At 64.9% G+C, this 22,514-nt stretch carries 20 protein-coding genes and 4 tRNA genes; 14 read left to right on the plus strand and 10 right to left on the minus strand.

Annotation, left to right across the window (positions count from 1 at the left end; all coding sequences use genetic code 11):
- Positions 1 to 33: 33 nt before the first annotated feature.
- A complete protein-coding gene (locus tag UN84_RS07205; protein WP_052719314.1) occupies positions 34 to 1,329 on the minus strand; it encodes a PIG-L deacetylase family protein in 1,296 nt (431 codons plus the stop codon).
- Positions 1,313 to 2,482 carry a glycosyltransferase gene (locus tag UN84_RS07210; protein WP_046078583.1) on the minus strand — a complete coding sequence of 390 codons (1,170 nt, stop codon included), beginning with the start codon at positions 2,480 to 2,482 and terminating at the stop codon, positions 1,313 to 1,315. The genes UN84_RS07205 and UN84_RS07210 overlap by 17 nt, the downstream gene beginning before the upstream one ends.
- Positions 2,483 to 2,997: 515 nt before the next feature.
- Here UN84_RS07210 and UN84_RS07215 point away from each other — a divergent pair.
- The gene (locus tag UN84_RS07215; RefSeq protein WP_237022380.1) at positions 2,998 to 3,819 is read left to right on the plus strand and encodes a hypothetical protein; all 822 of its coding nucleotides are present in this window, start codon (positions 2,998 to 3,000) and stop codon (positions 3,817 to 3,819) included.
- 29 nt (positions 3,820 to 3,848) lie between these two features.
- Here the strand turns inward: UN84_RS07215 and UN84_RS07220 are convergent, their stop codons facing one another.
- The gene (locus UN84_RS07220) at positions 3,849 to 4,559 is read right to left on the minus strand and encodes a lipopolysaccharide kinase InaA family protein (protein ID WP_046078585.1); all 711 of its coding nucleotides are present in this window, start codon (positions 4,557 to 4,559) and stop codon (positions 3,849 to 3,851) included.
- The gene (locus UN84_RS07225) at positions 4,556 to 5,623 is read right to left on the minus strand and encodes a glycosyltransferase (RefSeq protein ID WP_046078774.1); all 1,068 of its coding nucleotides are present in this window, start codon (positions 5,621 to 5,623) and stop codon (positions 4,556 to 4,558) included. Before UN84_RS07225 ends, UN84_RS07220 begins: the two co-directional genes overlap by 4 nt.
- 213 nt (positions 5,624 to 5,836) lie before the next feature.
- On the opposite strand from UN84_RS07225, the gene UN84_RS07230 reads away from it, so the two are divergent.
- Positions 5,837 to 6,838: an NAD-dependent epimerase gene (locus UN84_RS07230; RefSeq protein WP_046078586.1), complete on the plus strand. Its 1,002-nt coding sequence runs from the start codon at positions 5,837 to 5,839 to the stop codon at positions 6,836 to 6,838.
- A gap of 142 nt (positions 6,839 to 6,980) precedes the next feature.
- Positions 6,981 to 7,889, plus strand: a complete 909-nt coding sequence (locus UN84_RS07235) for a hypothetical protein (RefSeq protein ID WP_152662844.1) — start codon at positions 6,981 to 6,983, stop codon at positions 7,887 to 7,889.
- A 48-nt stretch (positions 7,890 to 7,937) separates the two neighbouring features.
- Here the strand turns inward: UN84_RS07235 and UN84_RS07240 are convergent, their stop codons facing one another.
- A complete protein-coding gene (locus tag UN84_RS07240; protein ID WP_046078588.1) occupies positions 7,938 to 8,399 on the minus strand; it encodes a DUF3592 domain-containing protein in 462 nt (153 codons plus the stop codon).
- A gap of 13 nt (positions 8,400 to 8,412) precedes the next feature.
- Between UN84_RS07240 and UN84_RS07245 the strand changes: the two genes are divergently transcribed.
- The gene (locus UN84_RS07245; protein WP_046078589.1) at positions 8,413 to 8,868 is read left to right on the plus strand and encodes a tellurite resistance TerB family protein; all 456 of its coding nucleotides are present in this window, start codon (positions 8,413 to 8,415) and stop codon (positions 8,866 to 8,868) included.
- Positions 8,869 to 8,937: 69 nt separating this feature from the next.
- Positions 8,938 to 10,191 (plus strand): NAD(P)/FAD-dependent oxidoreductase, encoded by a 1,254-nt coding sequence (locus UN84_RS07250; RefSeq protein WP_046078590.1) that lies wholly within the window; start codon positions 8,938 to 8,940, stop codon positions 10,189 to 10,191.
- 24 nt (positions 10,192 to 10,215) lie between these two features.
- Here the strand turns inward: UN84_RS07250 and UN84_RS07255 are convergent, their stop codons facing one another.
- Positions 10,216 to 10,638 carry a hypothetical protein gene (locus tag UN84_RS07255; RefSeq protein ID WP_035593445.1) on the minus strand — a complete coding sequence of 141 codons (423 nt, stop codon included), beginning with the start codon at positions 10,636 to 10,638 and terminating at the stop codon, positions 10,216 to 10,218.
- Between the two features lie 350 nt (positions 10,639 to 10,988).
- On the opposite strand from UN84_RS07255, the gene pyrC reads away from it, so the two are divergent.
- A complete protein-coding gene (gene pyrC, locus UN84_RS07260; protein ID WP_046078591.1) occupies positions 10,989 to 12,026 on the plus strand; it encodes a dihydroorotase in 1,038 nt (345 codons plus the stop codon).
- A 97-nt stretch (positions 12,027 to 12,123) separates the two neighbouring features.
- Here the strand turns inward: pyrC and UN84_RS07265 are convergent, their stop codons facing one another.
- From UN84_RS07265 to folD, 4 genes are all read right to left on the minus strand, one after another.
- Complete coding sequence (locus UN84_RS07265; RefSeq protein ID WP_046078592.1) at positions 12,124 to 13,065, minus strand: alpha/beta hydrolase; 942 nt, start codon at positions 13,063 to 13,065, stop codon at positions 12,124 to 12,126.
- A gap of 3 nt (positions 13,066 to 13,068) precedes the next feature.
- Positions 13,069 to 13,803, minus strand: coding sequence for a 5'-methylthioadenosine/S-adenosylhomocysteine nucleosidase (gene mtnN, locus UN84_RS07270; RefSeq protein WP_046078593.1), 735 nt, complete (start codon positions 13,801 to 13,803; stop codon positions 13,069 to 13,071).
- Positions 13,804 to 13,845: 42 nt separating this feature from the next.
- Positions 13,846 to 14,319, minus strand: a complete 474-nt coding sequence (locus tag UN84_RS07275) for an S-ribosylhomocysteine lyase (RefSeq protein ID WP_046078594.1) — start codon at positions 14,317 to 14,319, stop codon at positions 13,846 to 13,848.
- Positions 14,320 to 14,463: 144 nt separating this feature from the next.
- Positions 14,464 to 15,324, minus strand: a complete 861-nt coding sequence (gene folD / locus UN84_RS07280; RefSeq protein WP_035593433.1) for a bifunctional methylenetetrahydrofolate dehydrogenase/methenyltetrahydrofolate cyclohydrolase FolD — start codon at positions 15,322 to 15,324, stop codon at positions 14,464 to 14,466.
- Positions 15,325 to 15,587: 263 nt separating this feature from the next.
- Here folD and UN84_RS07285 point away from each other — a divergent pair.
- The 8 genes from UN84_RS07285 to lon all read left to right on the plus strand — a co-directional run bounded on the left by UN84_RS07285 (position 15,588) and on the right by lon (position 22,477).
- Positions 15,588 to 15,664, plus strand: a tRNA-Pro gene (locus UN84_RS07285).
- Between the two features lie 68 nt (positions 15,665 to 15,732).
- Positions 15,733 to 15,809: transfer RNA gene (locus tag UN84_RS07290), tRNA-Arg, on the plus strand.
- Positions 15,810 to 15,859: 50 nt separating this feature from the next.
- A tRNA-His gene (locus UN84_RS07295) sits at positions 15,860 to 15,934 on the plus strand.
- Between the two features lie 23 nt (positions 15,935 to 15,957).
- A tRNA-His gene (locus UN84_RS07300) sits at positions 15,958 to 16,032 on the plus strand.
- 306 nt (positions 16,033 to 16,338) lie between these two features.
- On the plus strand, positions 16,339 to 17,694 hold the full coding sequence (gene tig / locus UN84_RS07305; protein ID WP_046078595.1) for a trigger factor: 1,356 nt from the start codon (positions 16,339 to 16,341) through the stop codon (positions 17,692 to 17,694).
- Positions 17,695 to 17,929: 235 nt separating this feature from the next.
- Entirely contained in the window at positions 17,930 to 18,550 is a 621-nt protein-coding gene (gene clpP, locus UN84_RS07310) for an ATP-dependent Clp endopeptidase proteolytic subunit ClpP (RefSeq protein WP_016855021.1), read from the plus strand.
- Positions 18,551 to 18,626: 76 nt separating this feature from the next.
- Positions 18,627 to 19,904 (plus strand): ATP-dependent Clp protease ATP-binding subunit ClpX, encoded by a 1,278-nt coding sequence (gene clpX / locus UN84_RS07315; protein ID WP_035593428.1) that lies wholly within the window; start codon positions 18,627 to 18,629, stop codon positions 19,902 to 19,904.
- A gap of 164 nt (positions 19,905 to 20,068) precedes the next feature.
- Positions 20,069 to 22,477: an endopeptidase La gene (gene lon, locus UN84_RS07320; protein ID WP_035593426.1), complete on the plus strand. Its 2,409-nt coding sequence runs from the start codon at positions 20,069 to 20,071 to the stop codon at positions 22,475 to 22,477.
- Positions 22,478 to 22,514 lie beyond the last annotated feature (37 nt).

Consider the following 22,514-nt stretch of genomic DNA (forward strand, 5'->3'; position numbering starts at 1 on the left):
TTGCCATGTCGCTGGGGGGTGATGGCCTGATGTTCAGTGGGGTTCGAAATATTCCATGAGCGCCTCGGTGCCGACGAGCGCGAACATTTCCTGCGCCTTGATGTGAGTCTGGAAGAAGTCATGCTGGCCGTAGTCGGCCCAACGCTCGGGCTGAATGCCGCTCAGTCGGCGTTTCACTGCACGTTTCAGCCGACGCTCCCAGCCTGGTTTATCGCGCAGGTCGTGCATGCTGTCCATGGCCACGGCTTTTTCCTGCTGCGCTTCCAGGTCGAGCGGCTGGCTGTAGAGCGACCATGCCCCCAGGCCTGATGTCGAGCAAGCGACGGGCCAGACGCCGGATGCGGCATGGGCCGGCCCGCGGGGGAAGCCGCGTTGACTCTTGAGGTGATTGGCATAGAGCAGCACTCGCTCGGGTCGATGCGTCGTGGCATTTAGTGCCGTTGCCAGAGCCGCTGCGGCGGCTTGGTGGTCGGGGTGCGGATCGAGTTCTGGATGGGGCACCACCACGGTACTGGGGCGCACCTGATCGAGCAGCCCTATCAGATCGGCCAGCAGGTCGTCTCCCCGGTTGCTGGGCCCGCCCGGGAGCTCATCGGAGGCCAGTGGCCGCGCGTTCCAACGCCTGAAGTCGGCAGGTGATAGCGCGTCATCGGCCAGAGAGGGGGCGCAGACGTTCGGGGTGTCCAGCAGAGTGGCCAGGGTGTCGTTGAAATAACCGAGCATGTAGAGCCGATCCTGGGCGACGCCGGCGAGCTGGGGCGTCGTTGCGCTGTTCCAGCTCCGAATCCAGCCTTTGCGACGGCTGGCGCTCTTCAGGTCGTGATCGAGGAACGGCAGGTACTGTCGATCGAGCCGCTTGTGGCGTTCGCCCGCGGTCAGGGTCAGGATCCAGGTGCGTTCGGCATGCTGGCGGTACAGGCCGTAGGCGGCGAGCTCGGCGTCATCCGGGTGGGGAGCGATGATCATCAGTGGCCCGTCGTCGAGTGCCGGGCGCTGGAAGCCGAGCAGTCGCGCTTGGGGGGCCAGCCGGCATCTTTCGGCCGAGAGTGTCACCGCGCCGAGATCGTCGATACCGGCAAGATTGAGCAGACGCTTGCCGGCTTGCCCGGGCTCGAGGTACTGGATGAAGCGCTCATGTCCATTTTCTCGAACCGTGATGCCGGGTTGCCGCCAGCGGCCGCGAGCCTGATAGCGAACTTCCAGCATCCAGCTCCAGCCGCCGGTCGAGGACGTGGCTTCCGATAGGTGCAGCTTGCCCTTTTCATCGATGCTGCCGTCGACCTCGCGTTCGGGCGCCAGGGGCAGGGTGTGATCATGCGTGGTTGGCATCGGCGGGCTCCTGGCGGTCATCGATGAGATCGAGAAACTGGCTGACGATTCTGCGCTCGCTGAAGCGCTCTATCCAGGCCGGTTGAACCTCGATCGGTGATGCGACGGCCCGATGCATGCCGGCGGCCAGTGCCTCCGGGGTGGCGTCGGTGATCAATTGCTGTTGTTCGTCGACCAGCACCTCGTTGATGCCCCCTGGCGCCCGGGTGGCGACACAGGGCGTGCCGAGCGCCAGCGCTTCGATCAGTACGATACCGAGCCCCTCGAAGCGGGAACTGAGCACCAGTGCATCCGCGCGAGCCATCCAGGGATAGGGATTGGCCTGATGGCCGAGGAAATCGACGGCGTTGTCGATGCCCAGTGCTTGGGACAGGTTTTCCAGTCGGGCACGCTCGGAGCCGTCGCCGATGATCACCAGGCGATGCTTCAGCCCTTGTTGGCGTGCCAGGGCGAAGGCCTCGAGCAGCAGGCATTGCCTCTTGACCGGTACCAGTCGGGCGACATGGACGAGGAAAGGCCCGGGGATCTCGACCGGCGGGGGCGCTGATGCCGAGTGACGGATCGCTTCAAAGGGCACGGCATTATGGATGGCGTGACTCGTCTCGATGGAAACTCCCTGGGCGTCGAGGTAAGCCTGCAGGTTCGCTTTCACTCCCTCGGAGACGCTGATCACGCGGTGGTTCTTGAACAGGCAGCGCGTCAGCCAGCGCCCCAGTACATTTTCGGGAAAGCGCCCTGTCACGGCTTCCACGACGCGCCAGGTTCGCGGATCCTTGACACGCCACAGTAGCTCGAAGGCTCCCTGGCCGCGGATCAAGATCTGGTCCAGCTTGCCGTATTGCTGCTCGACGTCGGTCACGAAGGCATCGAAGGCTCGGCTGCAGCGCCATCCTTGCCATATGAACCCAGACTGAGGGATGAGGGGAGAAAGCATCAGCCGACTGAGAAGGTGCCACGCCATCCCGGCAGCGCTGCGGCGCTGTTCCCTGTCTATGTCACGGCAGTGAACGATGACGTCGGGGGAGGGCTGCTGGATCGGCTGGCCTTTCAGCACCAGCAGGTGAACCTCGTGCCCGGCCGCCGCCATGGCGTTGGCCAGTGTCATCGTGGCGGTCTCGATGCCACCGGTACCGAGGCGGCGCAAAACGATCATGATGCGTCTGGGAGGAAATGTCGAAGGTTGCAATGTTTCACTATCCGGGGAGGGCTTCGTGCTTTCGGCTTGCCGTGGCTCGATGTGTCGGAGACGCTTGTCAGGCCATCAAGCATATGCGTAGCATTCTAACTGTTTGCATTGGCGTAGGATATGGTTTTTACCGGTGAGTGCCACTGCTGCACACACGTCTGCCACGCGGTTGCCGGCTATGACCGCCGGTCTATGTACGAGACGAAGGGCCTTGGGTAAAGTGTCTCGGCTTCTTGCGCATTGGCCGAGTTCAATAGTGATGTGTGCAATATATACCGTGCACTCGGGCGTTTATTTCGAATAACAAGAGGCCTTGGTGGCCTACAAGAAGCGAGCAAGGCAGCCGGGAGACTGCCGACTCACCGCATCAGGGAACTGTTATCACATCCATGAAATCATTTTGCCACCAACCAGCGGCTTGCCACTCGATTCCATTGGCGCCTGCCGGCGATCCGGCGTTCTTTCCTCTTTACGATGATCGCATGCGCTGGCCCATTCGCCGTGCCCGCCTGCAGGTCTCGGTACGTGAAGCATTCCAGGAGGGAGTTGGCCTGCCACTGGAGAGACGGTTGTTGCGCCGGTGGCTCAGGGGCCGATACGGCAGTGCCACGATCGAACGAAAGGGGCTGCCGCGGCGAGCGATGGAAGAATCTCTCGGGGATCGGCTGACCCTTGAAGTCGACCCGCGTGAGCTGATCCAGAGCACCGACTGGCGTGGGTATGATCGTCGCCAGCGTCCTTCCTCATCGCGTTTCCTCTGGGATGGCGAATGGGATCTTCGGCGTGGCGATCTGCGCTTCAGTTCCCGTTACCGTTTTATCAGCGATCTCGATGAACATCGCGACGATCTGACACGGAGTGAAAGCTTCGCCAGGTATGCGGCTCGCTTGAAAGCCGGCAGACCGTGGTCTTCCCATCAGCAAGGGGTGTTGTTGGACTCCGAAGAGCGAATCCTGATGTACCTGCGCGTGTATCTGAGCTTTCTCGATGACATGGCCGTACGAGGGTTCGATGGTGCTCGCGGCAAGGACAAGCTGGGCGTGGCGGTAAGCCGAGAAGGGCGTTTGATCAAGATCAATCGTGGCCTGCATCGCCTGGCGATGGCGCAGCGGCTGGGTTTGGACAGCGTGCCGGTACGGGTCATGGCGGTACATCGTGAGTGGTGGCAGCATATTACTGGCGGTGCCACGGGGCAGGAAGCATTGGAGTGTGTCGCTGATGGATTACATGATTGCATGCCCGAGCAGCGCCCGGGCGAGCTGGATCCTGCCGAGTGGCCGAGCGAATTCGATTGGCCAGCGTGACAGGGAGGCTCTGATAACTTGAGTCCGCGTTAAAGCATGAGATGTTGACGAAGCCGCTCGCTGCATAATGCCCGGTACCTCTCTCCACGCAGCTTGTCTGAGGTAATAGAGTTGCTGATAGCCGGCCACTGGTCGGCTTTTTTTCTGGGCAGCCGCCGCACGTGGGCATCGATCCAGATCAGCGTGCCGTCATCGGCCACCAGCAGGTTGTTGTAGTGAAGATCGCGGTGAACGTAGCCGGCGCGAGCAAGACGGGCCACCTCTTCGCAGAAGCGTTCCAGGAAACGGTACCGGCCGGCGTCGTCCAGTGACTCGAAGACATCGCCCCCCGGCCTGGCATCCTGACGGTGTTCCATCAGCAACAGCGAGGCGTTGCGATTCGCCGGGTTCAGCGATAGCCCCCAGCCGTGGCAGCGAGGTGTGGCGAGGCCGGCCCGCTGGAGGATGCGCAGGCTGAGGAATTCCTTGCGGGCATCCGACTGCAGCAGCCAGCGCTTCTCCAGATAGTCGCGGCTGAACCAGCTGAATGGCGCTTTGCGCTTGGTGAACTTGTCGGGCACCACCTTGGCGAGGATCTTCCCGTCCTGTGAGAGATAGAAGCGGCTGCTGCCCGCCGCCTCGAAGGCGGCGGTGGTGCTGGTGCTGGCCAGGCGCAGTTGGGCTGGCAGGCCGGCGGCATGAAACACCAGATAGCGACGTCGGCGGTCGTCGAAGGGGATGTCGAGCAGCTTCACCGTCACAGCGCCTCGAACTGGGGCAGGACCGTTTCCTTGAGGAACTGCTGATAGTGGCGCGGCTCGATGGTGATTGGCGCACGGTCCATGTTCGCCAATGCCTGAGCCAGGCCTGTTTCGTCATCAGGGGCGACGAGAAAATCGGCCAGCTCCTGGGTAAGGATCTCTCGAGGGCCGCTGGGGCAGTCTACGCTGACCACGGGAGTGTGCAGCAGCAGGGCCTCGATCAGCACGCGCGGCAGCCCCTCGGCATCCGAGGTCAGCACCATCGCCTTGGCGTGGCGGATGAAGGGATACGGGTTGTGGTGATAGCCCAGCCACAGCACGCGGTCCTCGAGCCCGAGTGCCGTGATCTGCTCGTGAACGGCGGCTTCGTGTTCCGGCTTGCCCTTGCCCATGATCGCCAGCGGCGTTGTCACGGCGCTTTCGGCATAGGCCCGCAGCAGGCGGTCATGGCGCTTGCGTGGCTCGATGGCCGCCACGCACAGGAAATAGTCTCCCTCAGGAACCAGGGCGTCTTCCTCGGCCATGGCCACGAAGGGGTCGCGCTCATAGGGGTTGTAGATCGGCACGATGCGCTCGGCCTCTAGCCCGACCACGTTCTCCAGATTCTCCTTCACGCCCTGGGACACGGCGATGACCTGGCGGCCTTTATAGAAGCGCCGCACCTTGTCGAAGGCACGCTCGCGTTGCCTGGGATCGCTGAACTTGGCCGAGACGTCCGACTTGATCCAGAAGTAGAGGTTCGGGAAGTCGAGATGGCGGGTGATCTTGTCACAGGAGCAGGAGATCACCACGTCCGGTCGCCAGGGCGTCAGAGCACGCTTGATCCGTGAGGCCTGCCATTTCTCGGTCAGTACCGTGCTGGTGGCCTTGGTGAAGCGGGTGACCACGGCGAGGTTCTCGATCTCGAGCCCTTCGGGCAGTCGATGTTCGATGCGCTCGCGCAGCGTGAATACCTTGACCGCATGGCCGCGCTGGCGCAGCTGGTCGGCCGTATAGAGCAGCGATTTCTGGGCGCCGCCGCCGTAGAGGTCCTCGATGACGAAGGCGAATCTTTTGCGGGTCATGGTGTCGTCCTGCACGGCGGTTTCATCCTGTGACGCTCAGAGCCGAGCGATTGGCGCGGCGCGAGTGTCGGCGCAAAAGGCAAAATTCTAGCATGGTCGTCGCGTGGCGGCAGGGGCGGGGTGCTGCGGCCCGTTCTGGCACTGAGGTACAATGCGCGCCACCATAAGGGCCAGCAGTGCCCGTAGAACACGAGCCAGGAGGCGCAGGAGAGCATGAAGGTATTGATCACGGGCGTGGCAGGATTCATCGGTCATGCCGTCGCCCGGAGGCTCTCGGGTCAGGGGCATGAGATCGTCGGTGTCGATAACCTCAACCCCTACTACGACGTGGCGCTCAAGCAGGCTCGGCTGGATGACCTGCAGGACTGCCAGGACGTGCGCTTCGAACGTCTCGATCTTGCCGACCGCGAAGCCGTAGCCGCGCTGTTCGAGGCCGAGCATTTTGATCGCGTGATCCACCTGGCCGCTCAGCCGGGGGTTCGCTATTCGCTGGAGAATCCGCATGCCTATGCCGATGCCAACCTGATCGGGCACCTCAACGTGCTGGAGGGCTGTCGTCACGGGCGGGTGGGGCATCTCGTGTATGCTTCCTCCAGCTCGGTCTATGGCGCCAACGACAAGACGCCCTTCGCTACCTCCGACAACGTCGATCATCCCATCAGCCTCTATGCGGCCACCAAGAAGGCCAACGAGTTGATGGCGCACACCTACTCCCATCTCTACGACCTGCCAACCACCGGCCTGCGTTTCTTCACGGTCTACGGTCCCTGGGGGCGCCCGGACATGGCCATGTTCAAGTTCACGCGCGCTATTTTGGCCGGTGAGCCGATCCAGGTCTTCAACCACGGCGACATGTCACGCGACTTCACCTATATCGACGATATCGTCGAGGGGATCTCGCGCATTCTGGACGAGGTGCCTGCGCGACAGCCTGGCGGTACGACCGAGACGCCCGATATCAGCGACGCGCCCTATGCGCTGTACAATATCGGTCATGGTAGCCCGGTATCGCTGATGGACTTCGTGCATGCGGTGGAAGTTGCCACCGGCCGCGAAGCGATCTGCGATTTCCAGCCCATGCAGCCCGGTGACGTACCGCGTACCTGGGCGGACACCGAGGCCTTGTTCAACCTTACGGGTTATTGCCCTCGGGTCGGCGTCGAAGAGGGTGTGCGTCGCTTCGTGGCTTGGTACCGGGAGTATTACGGGGTGTGATCCACCTCTTTCGACTGACCTCCTCACGTCTCGCCTGATCACGCTGTCATGGGAAAAACCATCATTCTGACGGCATGTTAACAATGTAACCTTGTGTTAACGGCTGTGCCGGTCCAGCGGCATGGCGATACGCCGAGGCCGGGTGCTTCACGTCAAGAACGCTTCTGACGTTATCCAGCGCTCGGCAGGCGTGTGCCCGAAGAAAGAGGTGTTGTCGATGGCTCAGAGCGGTGCCACGTCGGCGGTCGTCACCGCGGCCCGGGAGCTCGATGGGGCTCAGGAAGGCCCCAGGCTGCTTGCCCTGACCCCCATGGAGGATGCCTGGAGCAGCGAGATGGTTCTTCCCGGGGTGGTGACCGAGAGGCAGGAGGTGTCGGTGTCGCCCGGCGGCTGGCAGTACCTGTTGCGTTGCCTGGACCCCGTGCCGCCTGGTTGGCCCCGCTCGAGGCCGCACAAGGCGCCGCTTGTGGTCAAACGGCTGGTCATGGCGGTCGGCATGCGGCCCCCCGCGCGCGTGGCGCAGAAGGGCTGGTTATTGCTCAGCTGCCCGCAGGAACGGGAGCGTATCGCCGAGCTTGTGCTGACGCCCGACGGCCGGCATTTCCTGAACCATGCGCTGCATACCCGGCGGGAGAAGCTTGCCCATGACTTCAGCGCAGAACTCCGTGGCCTGCTCTCTCAGGCCGGTGTGTCGTCGCCAGAGGTGCTGTTCGGCCCGGAAGCGCTGATGCAGGTGTACGGCCTGAGGAAGGCCCGCTATGTCGATGTGCTGACCAAGGCGACGGTCTCGCTGACGGGAGGACCGCTCCGGGTCATCGCCTCGGATGAGTTCGAACACTTCTGTGCCGATCGCACACGGCTCCTAGAGGATGCCCGGCATCGTGTCGTATTGGATGGCTTGAAGTTCGTGTCTTTCGGTACGGCTCGTGCGTTCAAGCGGCATCGCGGTAGCTGGCGTGATCGCAACGATCTGAGCATGATGCAGGCCCTGGAGCGGCGCCATCGCTGGCGACTGCGCCTGGCCAGCCTGGTCGGCCGGATGCTGCCGTGACGTTCGTCGCCAGCCTGGGCCTGTCTGCTCCAGGTGTCGATGCCGAGTTCACCACCATACCCACAGCGCCCCAATCGCCGCCACGCCCAGAAACGCTGCCAGCCCAAGCCGGGCCGTGGGCTGGCGATGTTCGCCATGCTGCGTCAGATGGGGCCCCATGGGGTCGTAGCGAACGGTCAACCGGCTGCCCGGTGGCGTTCGGGAGAGAAATGCTTCGGCGGCTTCCCGGCTCGTGAAGTCGGGAACGCCGTCGAACTGGCCGTTGTCAGAGCGATATTCGTTCCCCTCGACCTCGAAGCGGTAGTGGAGGCGGGCGAGGAAGCGCCTGGGATGCTCGTCGCGGTCGGCGCGGCGGTGATGGTCGTCGACGACCTGCACCTCGGTGCGTTCGACCGTCGCCAGTGCCGTGGGCCAGCGATTCACGTCGCGTCGTTGCCAGGCGCCGCGTGCGGCCAGGGCGGCGCCCAGCCCGCAGGCCAGGGCGACGATGAGGGGAATCATGTTCGGCATGTCGGGAGTTCCTATGATCCAGTCCTTGCAACGGCTCTTTCAGGACATGATGGCGCCGGCGGCGTCGTCTGAACAGGCCGAGCCCGGCCAGGCGCTGGCGGCGGCGGTGCTGCTGTGCGAGGTGATCCGCGCGGATTATCGCCTGGAAGAGGCCGAGCTCGAGCATCTTGCGGCGATTCTCGCCGCTCGCTTCGGGCTTCCCGGCGAGGAGGCGCAGGCGCTGGTGCGCCAGGCCTGCGACGAGACGGAGTCGGCGGTGGACCACCACCGCTTCCTGCGCGCGGTGCGCGATGGCTGCGACTACGACCAGCGGGTCGCGCTGGTTCGCGAGATGTGGTCGCTGGCGCTGGTCGACGGCGACAAGCATCCGCTCGAGGAGCACCGCATTCGTCGCCTGGCCGAGCTGCTGCACGTCGGCCACGGCGACTTCATCCGTGCCCGCATCGAGGCGGAAGGCGGCGACACATGAGGCCATGCTTGCGATGCTCCGGCGCTCTTGGGGATGATGGGGTCACAGCATCGACAAGGGAATGAACGGATGAGCAGCGGCACCATCGTACTGGGAGCGGGCATGGTCGGCGTGTCGGTGGCCTGGCACCTGGCCCGGCGGGGGCAGGACGTGACCCTGGTGGACCGGCGCGCCCCCGGGCGCGAGACCTCGTTCGGCAACGCCGGCATCATCCAGCGCGAGGCGGTGCGGCCCTATCCCTTCCCGCGGGATCTCGCCACCCTGTGGCGCGTGCTGCCCAATCGCCAGGTGGATATCCGCTATCGGCCCGGCGGCATGCTCGAGGCGGCCGGCCCCCTCTGGCAGTACTGGAAACACTCCGCCCCCGATCGATATCGGCGGATCGTGCCTGAATATGCGTCGCTGATCGAGCGTTGCCTGGATGCCCACGGGGCAATGATCGAGGCCGCCGGCGCCGAGTCGCTGGTGCGCCGCGAGGGCTGGCTCGAGGTATATCGTCATCGCTCCGCGCTCCAGGCGCGTCTCGCCGAAGCCGAAGAGAACGCGGAACGGTTCGGTGTCCGCTATCGGGCCCTCGATGCCGAGGCGCTGGCCGCCATGGAGCCGAGCCTGGGAAACGACGTGAACGACGGGCTGGCCGGGGCGATTCATTGGCTGGATCCCTGGACGGTAGCCGATCCCGGCGCGCTGGTCTCGGCCTATGCCGAGGCGTTCGAGCGCGAGGGCGGGCGTATCGTCCGGTCGGAGGTCGAGACGCTGTCGACGGGTGCCGGCGGCTGGCAGGTGGGCATCGGGAGCGAGACGCTGTCGGCGGAATCGGTGGTGCTGGCGCTCGGCCCCTGGTCGCGCCGGTGGCTGTCGCGCCTCGGGGTGTCGCTGCCGCTGTTTCCCAAGCGCGGCTATCACATGCATTACGCCAGTCGAGGCGAGGCGCGGCTGCATCACTGGGTGATGGACGCGGAGGTCGGCTATCTGCTGGCGCCGATGCGGGCCGGCATCCGCCTGACCACCGGTGCCGAGCTCGAGCGCCTGGAGGCGCCGCCGCATCTCGATCAGCTGGCCGCCGCTGAGGCCAGCGCACGTCGCCTGTATCCGCTCGGTGAGCGGCTCGACGCCGAGCCCTGGAAGGGCGCGAGGCCCTGCACGCCGGACATGAAGCCAGTGATCGGGCCGGTGGATGGGCAGGCGGGGCTGTGGTGCGCCTTCGGCCATGGCCACCAGGGCTTCACCCTGGGGCCGGCGACCGGCCAGCTGCTGGCGCAGATGATGGCGGGGGAGACGCCGGCGATCGACATGCGGCCCTTCCGGGTCGACCGCTTCTGAACCGGCCGGGGAGGGAGCGCTTGGCTAGCGGGCCTTGCGCTTCTCCTTGATCATGTGAATCAGCAGCTTGACCGCCAGGGTGAAGATGAACACCAGCCAGCCGGCGGTCGCCAGCACGTTGAACAGCAGCATCTTCTGAATGCCGTCGATGGGCGTGATGAGATGCTCGATCAGGATGGCGATCAAGAACGCCAGGCCCAGGGGCAGGGCGAGGATGTGCATCCACATCTCGGTGCGTCGCTTGCGCACGTGGTAGCGGCTCAGCAGCACGCGAATCGGGCGGTGCACGAAGCTGATCATGATGAGACTGCCCGCGATCAGCAGCGCCGCCATGGTGGGCTCGATGTTGTCGATGTACACCGAGTAGCTCACCGACCAGTAGACCAGCAGCCACATCAGGCCGGCCAGAATGGCGACGAGGTCGGCGTAGTGACGAACCTTCGGCATGTTCTCTCCCAGGAAACTGTCGGACGTGTCGCGGATCCGCCATGAGCCCGGCCTCTTGGCCAAGGCCGCCCGACGTGACGCGGGCAGTCGCGCGACTCACGTCCGCGGGTCGCGGCGAAGGCTCGACAGGCCTGGCAGGATCGGCGGCCATGATACGGCATCGCGGCGGGCCGGCGCACCCGCGTTCGTCAGCGGGGCCGGCCGTCGGGCAGGGCGATGGCGCATTGCCTTTCACATCCTGCGCCTCTCACATCTCGCATCCCGCCTTGGAGGCCGCTTCCTGTATACTGCCGCCAGCGCCGGGCCTTGCGGCCCCTTTCATCCCCGGAATCGCCGAGACAGGATAGATCGTGACCTCTTTGACCCTGACCCGCCCCGACGATTGGCATCTTCACCTGCGCGATGGCGCAGTGCTGGATGCTGTGGTCCCTGCCAGTGCCCGGCAGATGGGCCGTGCCATCATCATGCCCAACCTCAAGCCGCCGGTGACCACCACCGAGCAAGCGCTGGCCTATCGCGAGCGCATCCTCGCGGCGGTGCCGGCGGGGCTCGACTTCGAGCCGCTGATGACGCTCTACCTCACCGATCGGACCGCGGCCGAGGAGATCGAGCGTGCCCATGCCTCCGGGCGGGTGCAGGCGGTCAAGCTGTATCCGGCGGGGGCCACCACCAACTCCGATTCCGGCGTGACCGACCTGGCGAACTGCGATGCGGCCATCGCGGCCATGGCGCGGCTGGGTATGCCGCTGCTGGTGCACGGCGAGGTGACCGACGCCGAGATCGACATCTTCGATCGCGAGGCGACGTTCATCGAGCGGGTGATGAAGCCGCTGCTGGCGCGTCACCCGTCGCTCAAGGTGGTCTTCGAGCACATCACCACCGCCGACGCGGCGGCCTTCGTGGCCGAGTCACCGGCCAACGTGGCGGCCACCATTACTGCCCATCACCTGTTGTTCAACCGCAACCAGATGCTGGTCGGCGGCATCAAGCCCCACTACTACTGCCTGCCGATCCTCAAGCGCGAGCGCCATCGCCAGGCGCTGATCGAGGCGGCCACCTCGGGCAGCGGCAAGTTCTTCCTCGGCACCGACAGCGCGCCCCATGCCAAGGGCGACAAGGAAAGTGCCTGCGGCTGTGCCGGCGCCTACACCGCGCCGCACGCCCTGGAACTCTACGCCACGGCCTTCGAGCAGGCCGGTGCGCTGGATCGTCTGGAAGGCTTCGCCAGCCACCATGGGCCCGACTTCTACGGCCTGCCGCGCAACACCGGCACCGTGACCCTGGTGCGCGAGGACTGGACGCTGCCGGAGAGCCTGCCCTATCCCGACGGCCAGGTCATCGTGCCGCTGCAGGCCGGCGAGACGCTGGGCTGGAAGCTGAGCGGCTAACGGGCGGATCCGAATGGGGCCAGACCCTTAAGTGGCATTAGGATCAGAATGGGGTCAGACCCTTAAGTGGCCTTAGGGGCGGAACCCCTAAGGCCACTTAAGGGTCTGACCCCGTACCAGCCTCCGGAACCGAGAGCTGCTCATCGAGGAAGGCCAGGGCGGCGTCCATGGCGTCGTCGCGGGTCAGGAAGGCGGTGATATGGCCGCGCCATGTCTGCAGGTAAAGCTCGGCGGGAACGCCGGCGGCGTCGAGGCGACGATACATGTCGGTGGCGTGATCCACGGGGACCAGGCTGTCCCAATCGCCGTGGAACAGGAAGTGGGGCGGCGTCAGCGGGCCGACCTGGCGGGCGGGGGAGGCCAGGCGATAGGCGCGGGGCTTCTCGGCACGGGTGCCGCCGATGAATTCCCTGACCAGGCGGCCGTCGTCGAACTTCATCAGGTCGCTGGGCAGGCCGCCGGCCACCACGGCGGCCAGGCGTGTCCTCTCTCCGCCATGAGGGCGGTCGAGTGGGGAACCGGGTTGCTGTACCGCGAGCAGGCTGACGAGGTGGGCGCCGCTGGAATAGCCCACGCCGACGATACGGTCGGTGTCGATGCGCCAGGCGTCGGCATTGTCATGCAGCCAGGTCATGGCGATCTGCAGGTCGTGCAGCTGGGCGGGAAAGCGGTGGTCGGGGGCGAAGCGATAGCCGATGTTGGCGACCACGTAGCCGCGGGCGGCCAGTCGCTCGGCGATCGGCGTCATGTCGTCGGGGGAGCGCCGCTGCCAGCCGCCGCCGTGGACGACCAGCGCCGCCGGGCGACGGGCGTCGCCCGGCGTGTCCGGCAGATAGACCCGGGCGGTCAGCGGGGCAGGCCAGTCCGGCGGTGTGTAGACGCGGTCGGGAAGCCGCCGGAAGCTGGTCTCGGCTTTGGCGGGGTTGTCCTGGGCCTCGATGGCGGGGATGCCATCGGTGCTGCGCTGGCTGGCGCAGCCGCCAAGCAGCAGGGGCAGGCACAGGGCCAGCCCCAGCAGGCGGAGGCGGCAGCGTGGCATGCGTCAGTCCTCGACGGTGACGCTCGCGGTCGCCGGTTCGGCGAGCCTGGCCACCATGGCGGTGACCATGCGCGTCGAGTGGTCGGCGGCCTTGTCGAGGAACTCCTCGAAGGAAAGATGGTTGTCGCCGCCGCCGGCGATGTCGGACAGCGCGCGGATCACCACGAAGGGGCAGCCGTAGAGATGGCAGGTCTGGGCGATGGCCGCAGCCTCCATCTCGGCGGCGAGCATGGTGGGGAAGCGTGAGCGCGTGGTCGCCACCAGCTCGGGGCAGGCCATGAAGACGTCGCCGGTGGCGATCAGCCCCTCGACCACGTTGACCTCGTTCATCGCCTCGATGCATTCCCGGGCCACTGTCACCAGCCGCGTGTCGGGCAGATAGGCGGCCGGCATCTGCGGCACCTGGCCATGTTCATAGCCGAACACCACGGCGTCGACGTCGTGGTGGCGCACCTCGCTGGAGACCACCACGTCACCGATCTCGAGCCCTTCGCCGAAGCCGCCGGCGGAGCCGGTATTGATGATCGCTTCCGGCTGATACATGTCCATCAGCAGGGTGGTGCCGATGGCGGCGTTCACCTTGCCGATTCCGGACTGCAGGATCACCACCTCGACGCCGTGCAGGCGGCCGTGATGGAAGGTGGAGCCGACGTGGGTGCGGGTCTCGCGATCCTCGAGCATGTCCGCCAGTCGAGCGACTTCCTGGGCCATGGCGCCGATGATGCCGATGCGTTTCATCTATCCGGTGTCTCCGCGAAGTGAGGTGTCAGAAGGAGGGAGTCAGGCGTCTTCGCCGAAGACCTGAGCCCACTCGTCACGCTTGGCGAGAAAGCCGCGGGCGATGTCCTTGGCGCCCTCGAGGCTGTGACTGGCGGCCCAGCCGCACTGCATCTCGTTGCAGGCGGGGACTTCGCTGGCCTCGAGCACGTCCTCGAGGGTCTTCTCGATCAGCGTCAGGATGCCCTCGTAGTCGTCATGGTTGATCATCGCCCAGTAGAAGCCGGTCTGGCAGCCCATGGGGCTGATGTCGACGACCTTGTCGGTATGGTTGCGCGACATCTCGGCCATCAGGTGCTCGAGGGAGTGCAGGCCGGGCATGGCCATGTGGTCCTGATTGGGCTGACAGATGCGCATGTCGTACTTGGTGATCTCGTCGCCGTGCTGGCCAACGGTGACGCCGGCCAGACGGACGTAGGGCGCCTTGACCTTGGTGTGGTCGAGATTGAAGCTTTCGACGTTCATCTTGTCGCTCATCGGGCGGACCTCGCGAGTCGGTGGAAATCAGCGGCACATGTTAACGAAATCGGGCCACGGGTGCACGGCAGGCGCCGGTCTCCGTGGCCCTGTTGCCGGGGTCTGACCCCAAGGGGGACTGAAGGGGCTGACCCCAAGAGGGAGTTAGGCTTGAGCGTCGTGCATCTCGGCGGCGAGCAGGGTGTTCTCGAGCAGCGAGGCCACGGTCATCGGCCCCACGCCGCCGGGGACCGGCGTGATGTAGCTGGCACGGGCGGCGGCGGGCTCGAACTCCACGTCGCCGATCAGGCGGCCATCGTCCTGGCGGTTGATGCCCACGTCGATGACGATGGCGTCGTCACGGACCCATTCGCCCTTGACCAGCCCCGGCACGCCGACGGCGACCACCAGCAACTCGGCACGACGCACGTGCTCCTCGAGGTTGCGGGTGAAGCGGTGGCAGACGGTCGTGGTGCAGCCGGCCAACATCAGTTCCATGGCCATGGGGCGGCCCACGATGTTGGAGGCGCCGACCACGGTGGCGTCCAGGCCGCGCACGTCCACGCCGGTGTCCTGCAGCAGGGTAATGATGCCCTTGGGCGTGCAGGGACGCAGCAGCGGCAGGCGCTGGGCGAGTCGGCCCAGGTTATAGGGGTGGAAGCCGTCGACGTCCTTGTGGGGGAGGATGCGCTCGAGGATCGGGCGCGAATCGAGGTGGTCGGGCAGCGGCAGCTGGACCAGAATGCCATCGACGCTCGTGTCGGCGTTGAGGCGATCGACCAGATCCTCGAGCTCGGCCTGGGAGGTCTCGGCGGGCAGCTCGTACTTGATCGACTGGATGCCGGCTTCCTCGCAGGCGCGCTGCTTGTTGCGCACGTAGACGGCGGATGCCGGGTCTTGCCCCACCAGCACGACGGCAAGCCCGGGGACCCGTGCTCCGGCCTCGCGGCGTGCCTGCACCTGGCGTGCGACCTGCTGGCGGACTCGGGCGGCAATGGACTTGCCATCGATCAGTTGGGCGGACATCGAGTTTCCCTCTGGGTGAAAAGAAGACGGTGAGAAAAAGAGCGGCGATTTTCGCATGAGCCGGCGTTCAGGCAAAGCGATCTCGGGGACCGGCCGCGGGGCAGGGCGGTCATGGGGAGCAGGCGGGCGGTGATGAAGACAAAGGAGGATCGGCTAACATCCTGATCAAAGGGCATTGTGGCTTGACGAGCGCGGAGAGATCCGTAAAATACGCAGCGCTCGATGAGGCCCCTGCGGCGGCGTCGAGGCCGTGCAAGAGCCGGCGGGGTGTAGCGCAGTCTGGTAGCGCGCCTGCTTTGGGAGCAGGATGTCGGGGGTTCAAATCCCTCCACCCCGACCACAAGCTGTTGATTGAATAGAAGAAAGTTCAATTTTCTGCTTGCGGTAAGATGCTCGGGAACGTAGAATGCGCCCATAGCTCAACCGGATAGAGCAACGGCCTTCTAAGCCGTAGGTTGCAGGTTCGAGTCCTGCTGGGCGTGCCAGTCCAGATGGCGTCTAAGCGGTCTCGTGTCGGTCGAGCGAAATCGAAATGGTGGATGTAGCTCAGTGGTAGAGCCCCGGATTGTGGCTCCGGTGGTCGTGGGTTCGATCCCCATCATCCACCCCATTTCGATATCACCCCAGGCAGTGGTGGATGTAGCTCAGTGGTAGAGCCCCGGATTGTGGCTCCGGTGGTCGTGGGTTCGATCCCCATCATCCACCCCATTGCCTCCCTTCTTCTTTGTTTTTCAGTGATCTCCCGTCGTTATCGCTTCGTGACGCTGCCATCCATTTCGAGGTGGGCGGCGATTTTGTCGTTTCCGGCAGCTGCGATTGCCGCGTCCGGTCGGACCAGGGCACGGAGAATCGACGATATCCCCTTGTCTAATCGGGTGATCGCCCCCATAACTTCGTGCATGGCGCTTGCCACTGCTGGGCGGGATTCATAGAATCCTTGCCCTTGAATGTTTCAACGCTCTTCACGCAGCGCTTTTTTACACACTGAACGCCCCAGTCGGCAGAGGACAATTCATGCAAGTTTCCGTCGATACGACCTCCCAGATTGAACGCCGCATCACGGTGCAGGTGCCGGCCGCCGAAATCGACGATGCCGTTGCCGCTCGCCTCAAGGACGCCGCCAAGAACGTGCGCCTGGATGGTTTCCGTCAGGGCAAGGTGCCGATGTCCGTGATCCGCCAGCGCTACGGCCGTGGCGTGCGCGACGAGGTGGTCGGTGAGGTGATGCGCGAGCGTTACGTCAAGGCCATCACCGACGAGAGCCTCAACCCGGCCGGTAACCCGCAGATCGAAGCCCACGTCAATGAGGCGGGCAAGGACCTCGAGTTCACCGCGACCCTGGAGATCTACCCGGAAATCGAACTGGCCTCCATCGAGGGCACCGAGGTCGAGCGTCCGGTGGTCCAGGTCACCGACGCCGACGTCGACGAGATGATCGAGACCCTGCGCAAGCAGAACGCCGCCTGGGAAGAGGTGGAGCGTGCTGCCGAGGACGGCGATCAGGTCAACATCGACTTCCAGGGCTATCTGGGCGATGAGCCGTTCGAAGGCGGCAGCGCCGAGGGTCACGACCTGGTGATCGGTTCCGGCAGCTTCATCCCCGGCTTCGAAGAGCAGCTGATCGGCGCCAAGGCCGGTGAGGAAAAGGAGCTCAAGGTCACTTTCCCCGAGGATTACCAGGCCGAGCAGCTGGCCGGTCAGGAAGCGACCTTCAAGGTCAAGGTCAACGGCGTCAAAGCCCAGGCCCTGCCCGAGATCGATGCGGCCTTCGTCGAGAAGTTCGGCGTCGAGGATGGCGATCTGGCCAAGTTCCGTGACGAGATCACCAAGAACATGACCCGCGAGGCCAGCCAGGCCGTCGACAATCGCGTCAAGCAGCAGGTGCTCGAGGCGCTGAAGCAGGCCAACGACATCCCGGTGCCGCAGGCCCTGATCCAGCAGGAGACCGACGGTCTCAAGCGTCAGGCCGCCCAGCAGTTCGGCCTCGGCGAGGACTTCGACGTCAGCCAGCTGCCGGACGAGCTGTTCGCCGAGCAGGCCAAGAGCCGCGTGCAGATCGGCCTGCTGCTGGCCGAAGTGATCAAGGTCAACGAGCTCGACGTCTCCGACGACGAGATCAAGGCCAAGGTCGAGGAGCTGGCTCAGCAGTACCAGGAGCCGCAGCAGGTCGTCGAGTACTACATGGGCAACGACCAGATGAAGGATCAGGTCAAGTCCGCGGTCCTCGAGGAGAAGGCCGTCGACGTGCTGCTCGGCCAGGCCAGCGTCAAGGACGTCGAGATGAGCTACCAGGATGCGCTGGCCGCCGCTCAGCAGCAGGGTGGCCAGGCCGACGACGAAGAGGCCGACGAGGCCGAAGCCCAGGCCTGATGGCCGCTTTCACCCTTCCGCCCGCCGTGGGCGGAAGGGTGGACGTCCTGCCGGGATGTCGCTGATCGGCGGTGACGCATGGCGTTTTTCGCCATCGGCGAGGCGCGGCGTTGAATAGTGCGCTATTCACCCCCACCTTTCCCTGAGGTATGAAAACTCCGTGACCCCTGCGAGATCAGCCCAGCCCGGCGGGCTACTGGTGTCGCCCCCACACATCGGACGCAAGGACATCACCATGAGCAACGAGTTCGATACCCAATCCGCCGGCGGCCTGGTGCCGATGGTGGTCGAACAGAGCGCACGCGGCGAGCGGGCCTACGACATCTACTCCCGCCTGCTCAAGGAGCGCGTGATCTTCCTGGTGGGGCCGGTCGAGGACTACACGGCCAACCTGCTGGTGGCACAGATGCTGTTCCTGGAGTCCGAGAACCCGGACAAGGACATCCATCTGTACATCAATTCGCCGGGTGGCTCCGTCACCGCGGGGATGTCGATCTACGACACCATGCAGTTCATCAAGCCCGACGTCTCCACCGTGTGCATCGGTCAGGCGGCGAGCATGGGTGCGCTGCTGCTGGCCGGCGGCGCGGCGGGCAAGCGCTACTGCCTGCCCAACTCGCGGATGATGATCCACCAGCCGCTGGGCGGCTACCAGGGTCAGGCCTCGGACATCGAGATCCACACCCGCGAGATCCTCGGTATTCGCGAGAAGCTCAACCAGATCCTGGCCGATCATACCGGTCAGGACTTCGAGACGATCGCCCGGGATACCGACCGCGACAACTTCATGAGCGGCCCTCAGGCGGCGGAATATGGCCTGATCGACGCCGTGCTGGATAAGCGGCCGACATCCTGATAGCGTGAAATCAACCACGCTGTGATTACGTGATTCCCGGCGGCCCACGGGCCGCCGCTGCGAGAGAGGTACGCGAATGGCCGACGGCAAAGGCAAGGACGAAGGCGGCAAGCTGCTGTACTGCTCGTTCTGCGGCAAGAACCAGAACGAAGTGCGCAAGCTGATTGCCGGCCCGTCCGTCTATATCTGCGATGAGTGTGTCGATCTGTGCAACGACATCATTCGCGAGGAGGTGCTCGATGCCGATGCCGAGAGCGACGAGGAGCGTCTGCCTGCCCCCCGCGAGATTCGTCACACCCTCGACGACTACGTGATCGGCCAGGACCGCGCCAAGATGGTGCTGTCGGTGGCGGTCTACAACCACTACAAGCGGCTGCGCTATGCGTCCAAGGACGAAGTGGAGCTCGGCAAGTCGAACATCCTGCTGATCGGCCCGACCGGTAGTGGCAAGACGCTGCTGGCCGAGACGCTGGCGCGGCTGCTCAACGTGCCGTTCACCATCGCCGATGCCACCACGCTCACCGAGGCGGGCTACGTCGGCGAGGATGTCGAGAACATCATCCAGAAGCTGCTGCAGAAGTGCGACTACGATGTGGACAAGGCCCAGCGCGGCATCGTCTACATCGACGAGATCGACAAGATCTCGCGCAAGTCGGACAACCCGTCCATCACCCGGGACGTCTCCGGTGAGGGCGTGCAGCAGGCGCTGCTCAAGCTGATCGAGGGCACTACCGCCTCGGTGCCGCCCCAGGGGGGTCGCAAGCATCCGCAGCAGGAGTTCGTCCAGGTCGACACCACCAACATGCTGTTCATCGTCGGCGGTGCCTTCGCCGGCCTCGACAAGGTCATCCGTGACCGCGCCGAGAAGGGCGGCATCGGCTTCAACGCCGAGGTGAAGAGCAAGGACGAGACCAAGGGTGTCGGCGACCTGCTGATGGACGTGGAGCCCGAGGATCTGGTCAAGTTCGGCCTGATTCCCGAGTTCGTCGGCCGTCTGCCGGTGATCGCGACCCTGACCGAGCTCACCGAGGATGCGCTGATCCAGATCCTCACCGAGCCGAAGAACTCGCTGATCAAGCAGTACGCCCGGCTGTTCGAGATGGAGAACGTCGAGCTCGACTTCCGCGAGGACGCGCTGCGTGCGGTGGCTCACAAGGCCATGGAGCGCAAGACCGGGGCGCGCGGCCTGCGCTCCATCCTCGAGTCGGTGCTGCTCGACACCATGTACGAGATTCCTTCCCTGGAAGGCGTCTCCAAGGTGGTGATCGATGCTTCCGTCATCGCCGGCGAAAGCGAGCCGCTGCTGATCTACTCCCAGCAGGAATCGCAGAAGGTCGACGGCACCGACGGCTGAGACGCCCGTCTCGCGCCGGTGCGCTGCCCGTGATCGGGCCGCGTCGACCCAAGGGCCGCCTCGGCGGCCCTTTTCTTTGCGCCGTCATTGCCTTGGCCTTGCAATGCCGCGTCATCGCCCCCATTCCTTGGGTATCTCCACTGATCGTTTGAGGAAGGTCTGCGATGCAGCAGAACGCCGAACAGACCCTGAGTCTGCCCCTTTTGCCGCTGCGGGACGTGGTCGTCTACCCGCAGATGGTCATCCCGCTGTTCGTCGGCCGTGAAAAGTCCATCCAGGCCCTGGAAGCCGCCATGGAGGCCGACAAGCGCGTGCTGCTGGTGGCGCAGCGTGAGGCCAGCAAGGACGATCCGGATAACGAGGACCTGTTCGCCATCGGCACCGTGGCCGAGATCATGCAGCTGCTCAAGCTGCCCGACGGTACCGTCAAGGTGCTGATCGAGGGCGAGTCCCGGGCCGACATCCAGGACATCCTGTCCGTCGACGACGGCTACAGCCGCGCCGAGGTGGTGCTGCGCGACAGCGAACCGCTGTCCGAGCGCGAGCAGGATGCCCTGGTGCGCGTGCTGCTCAACCAGTTCGAGCAGTACGTCAAGATGTCCAAGAAGGTGCCCAACGAGGTGCTCAACTCGCTGTCGGGCATCGAGGATCCGAGCCGGTTGGTGGACACCATCTGCGCCCACCTGTCGCTGAAGATCGACGACAAGCAGCAGCTGCTCGAGATGGATCGCGTGCGCGACCGCATCGAGCATCTGATGGCGCTGATCGAGTCCGAGATCGACCTGCTGCAGGTGGAGAAGCGGATTCGCTCGCGGGTCAAGGACCAGATGGAGAAGTCCCAGCGCGAGTATTACCTGAACGAGCAGATGAAGGCCATCCAGAAGGAGATGGGCGAGCTCGAGAATGCGCCCAACGAGGCCGACAAGTACGAGCAGGCCATCGAGGCGTCCGGGATGCCCAAGGACGCCGCCGAGAAGGCGCGTCAGGAGCTCGGCAAGCTGCGGATGATGACGCCGTCCTCCGCCGAGGCCACGGTGGTGCGCTCCTATCTGGACTGGCTGATCGCGGTGCCGTGGAAGAAGCGCACCCGGGTACGCCATGACCTGGCCCACGCCCAGAAGGTGCTGGACGAGGATCACTACGGCCTCGAGGAGGTCAAGGAGCGCATTCTCGAGTACCTGGCCGTGCACAAGCGGGTCAAGAAGCTCAAGGGCCCGGTGCTGTGCCTGGTGGGCCCGCCCGGCGTCGGCAAGACCTCGCTGGGGCGCTCCATCGCCCGCGCCACCAACCGCAAGTACGTGCGCCTGGCCCTCGGCGGGGTGCGTGACGAGTCCGAGATTCGTGGCCACCGCCGCACCTACATCGGCTCGCTGCCCGGCAAGCCGATCCAGCGCATGAGCAAGGCCGGGGTCAAGAACCCGCTGTTCCTGCTCGACGAGGTCGACAAGGTGGGCATGGACCACCGCGGCGACCCGTCCTCGGCGCTGCTCGAGGTACTCGACCCGGAGCAGAACGACAAGTTCAGCGACCATTACCTGGAGCTGGACTACGACCTGTCCGAGACCCTGTTCATCTGTACCGCCAACTCGATGAACATCCCCGGCCCGCTGCTCGACCGCATGGAAGTGATTCGTCTGCCCGGCTACACCGAGGACGAGAAACTCGCCATCGCCAAGCGCTATCTGGTGCCCAAGCAGCTCAAGGCCAACGGCTTCAAGGACGACGAGCTTGGCTTTGCCGATGAGGCCCTGCTGGAGCTGATTCGCTACTACAGCCGCGAGGCCGGCGTGCGCGAGCTCGAGCGCCAGATCGCCAAGGTCTGCCGCAAGGTGCTGCGCGAGCGCATCGAGAAGGAAGGCAAGGAAGGCGCCCAGGCGCCGGCCATCCTCGCTGCCGCCGACATCGAGGCCTATGCCGGCGTGCGTCGCTACAGCTACGGCCTGGCCGACCAGGAGGACCAGGTGGGTCGCGTCACCGGCCTGGCCTGGACCTCGGTGGGCGGCGAGCTGCTCAACATCGAGTCGGTGGTGACGCCCGGCAAGGGGCGCATCAACAAGACCGGCTCGCTGGGCGACGTGATGAAGGAGTCCGTGAGCGCCGCCCAGACCGTGGTGCGGGCGCGGGCGGAAAGCTTCGGCATCGATCCCGAACGGTTCGAGAAGGAAGACCTGCACATCCACGTGCCGGAGGGCGCCACGCCGAAGGACGGTCCGAGCGCCGGCGTCGCCATGGTCACGGCGATGATCTCTGCCTACACCGGCCGCCCGGTACGCTGCGACGTGGCCATGACCGGCGAGGTCAACCTGCGCGGCGAGGTGATGCCGATCGGCGGGCTCAAGGAGAAATTGCTGGCCGCCAGGCGCGGTGGTATAAAGACCGTGCTTATTCCTGAAGAGAACCGCCGCGACCTGAAAGAGGTCCCGGACAACATCAAGCAGGCACTCGACATCCGGCCCGTGCGTTGGATCGACGAAGTTCTCGAGACCGCCCTGGGTGAAAAAACCGGTGGCCAGGATGAAGAATCTCGAGCGGAAGACAAGGCCTCTTCTCACTCGATGATCAGTACACACTGACGACATTTTTTCCTGCTTGCCGGGGTGAAAACCCCGG

The organism is Halomonas sp. HG01, from assembly GCF_000968715.2.
Lineage (GTDB): Bacteria > Pseudomonadota > Gammaproteobacteria > Pseudomonadales > Halomonadaceae > Halomonas > Halomonas halophila.

Excerpts from the sequence above, each read along its gene's own strand:
- UN84_RS07250 (WP_046078590.1), top strand. The coding sequence starts at position 8,938 with ATGAGCAGCGGCACCATCGTACTGGGAGCGGGCATGGTCGGCGTGTCG.
- tig (WP_046078595.1), top strand. The coding sequence starts at position 16,339 with ATGCAAGTTTCCGTCGATACGACCTCCCAGATTGAACGCCGCATCACG.
- UN84_RS07215 (WP_237022380.1), top strand. The coding sequence starts at position 2,998 with ATGCGCTGGCCCATTCGCCGTGCCCGCCTGCAGGTCTCGGTACGTGAA.
- UN84_RS07245 (WP_046078589.1), top strand. The coding sequence starts at position 8,413 with ATGATCCAGTCCTTGCAACGGCTCTTTCAGGACATGATGGCGCCGGCG.
- UN84_RS07255 (WP_035593445.1), bottom strand. The coding sequence starts at position 10,638 with ATGCCGAAGGTTCGTCACTACGCCGACCTCGTCGCCATTCTGGCCGGC.
- UN84_RS07225 (WP_046078774.1), bottom strand. The coding sequence starts at position 5,623 with ATGACCCGCAAAAGATTCGCCTTCGTCATCGAGGACCTCTACGGCGGC.
- clpP (WP_016855021.1), top strand. The coding sequence starts at position 17,930 with ATGAGCAACGAGTTCGATACCCAATCCGCCGGCGGCCTGGTGCCGATG.
- UN84_RS07265 (WP_046078592.1), bottom strand. The coding sequence starts at position 13,065 with ATGCCACGCTGCCGCCTCCGCCTGCTGGGGCTGGCCCTGTGCCTGCCC.
- UN84_RS07240 (WP_046078588.1), bottom strand. The coding sequence starts at position 8,399 with ATGCCGAACATGATTCCCCTCATCGTCGCCCTGGCCTGCGGGCTGGGC.
- UN84_RS07205 (WP_052719314.1), bottom strand. The coding sequence starts at position 1,329 with ATGCCAACCACGCATGATCACACCCTGCCCCTGGCGCCCGAACGCGAG.
- UN84_RS07275 (WP_046078594.1), bottom strand. The coding sequence starts at position 14,319 with ATGAGCGACAAGATGAACGTCGAAAGCTTCAATCTCGACCACACCAAG.
- folD (WP_035593433.1), bottom strand. The coding sequence starts at position 15,324 with ATGTCCGCCCAACTGATCGATGGCAAGTCCATTGCCGCCCGAGTCCGC.
- clpX (WP_035593428.1), top strand. The coding sequence starts at position 18,627 with ATGGCCGACGGCAAAGGCAAGGACGAAGGCGGCAAGCTGCTGTACTGC.
- lon (WP_035593426.1), top strand. The coding sequence starts at position 20,069 with ATGCAGCAGAACGCCGAACAGACCCTGAGTCTGCCCCTTTTGCCGCTG.
- UN84_RS07210 (WP_046078583.1), bottom strand. The coding sequence starts at position 2,482 with ATGATCGTTTTGCGCCGCCTCGGTACCGGTGGCATCGAGACCGCCACG.
- mtnN (WP_046078593.1), bottom strand. The coding sequence starts at position 13,803 with ATGAAACGCATCGGCATCATCGGCGCCATGGCCCAGGAAGTCGCTCGA.
- UN84_RS07230 (WP_046078586.1), top strand. The coding sequence starts at position 5,837 with ATGAAGGTATTGATCACGGGCGTGGCAGGATTCATCGGTCATGCCGTC.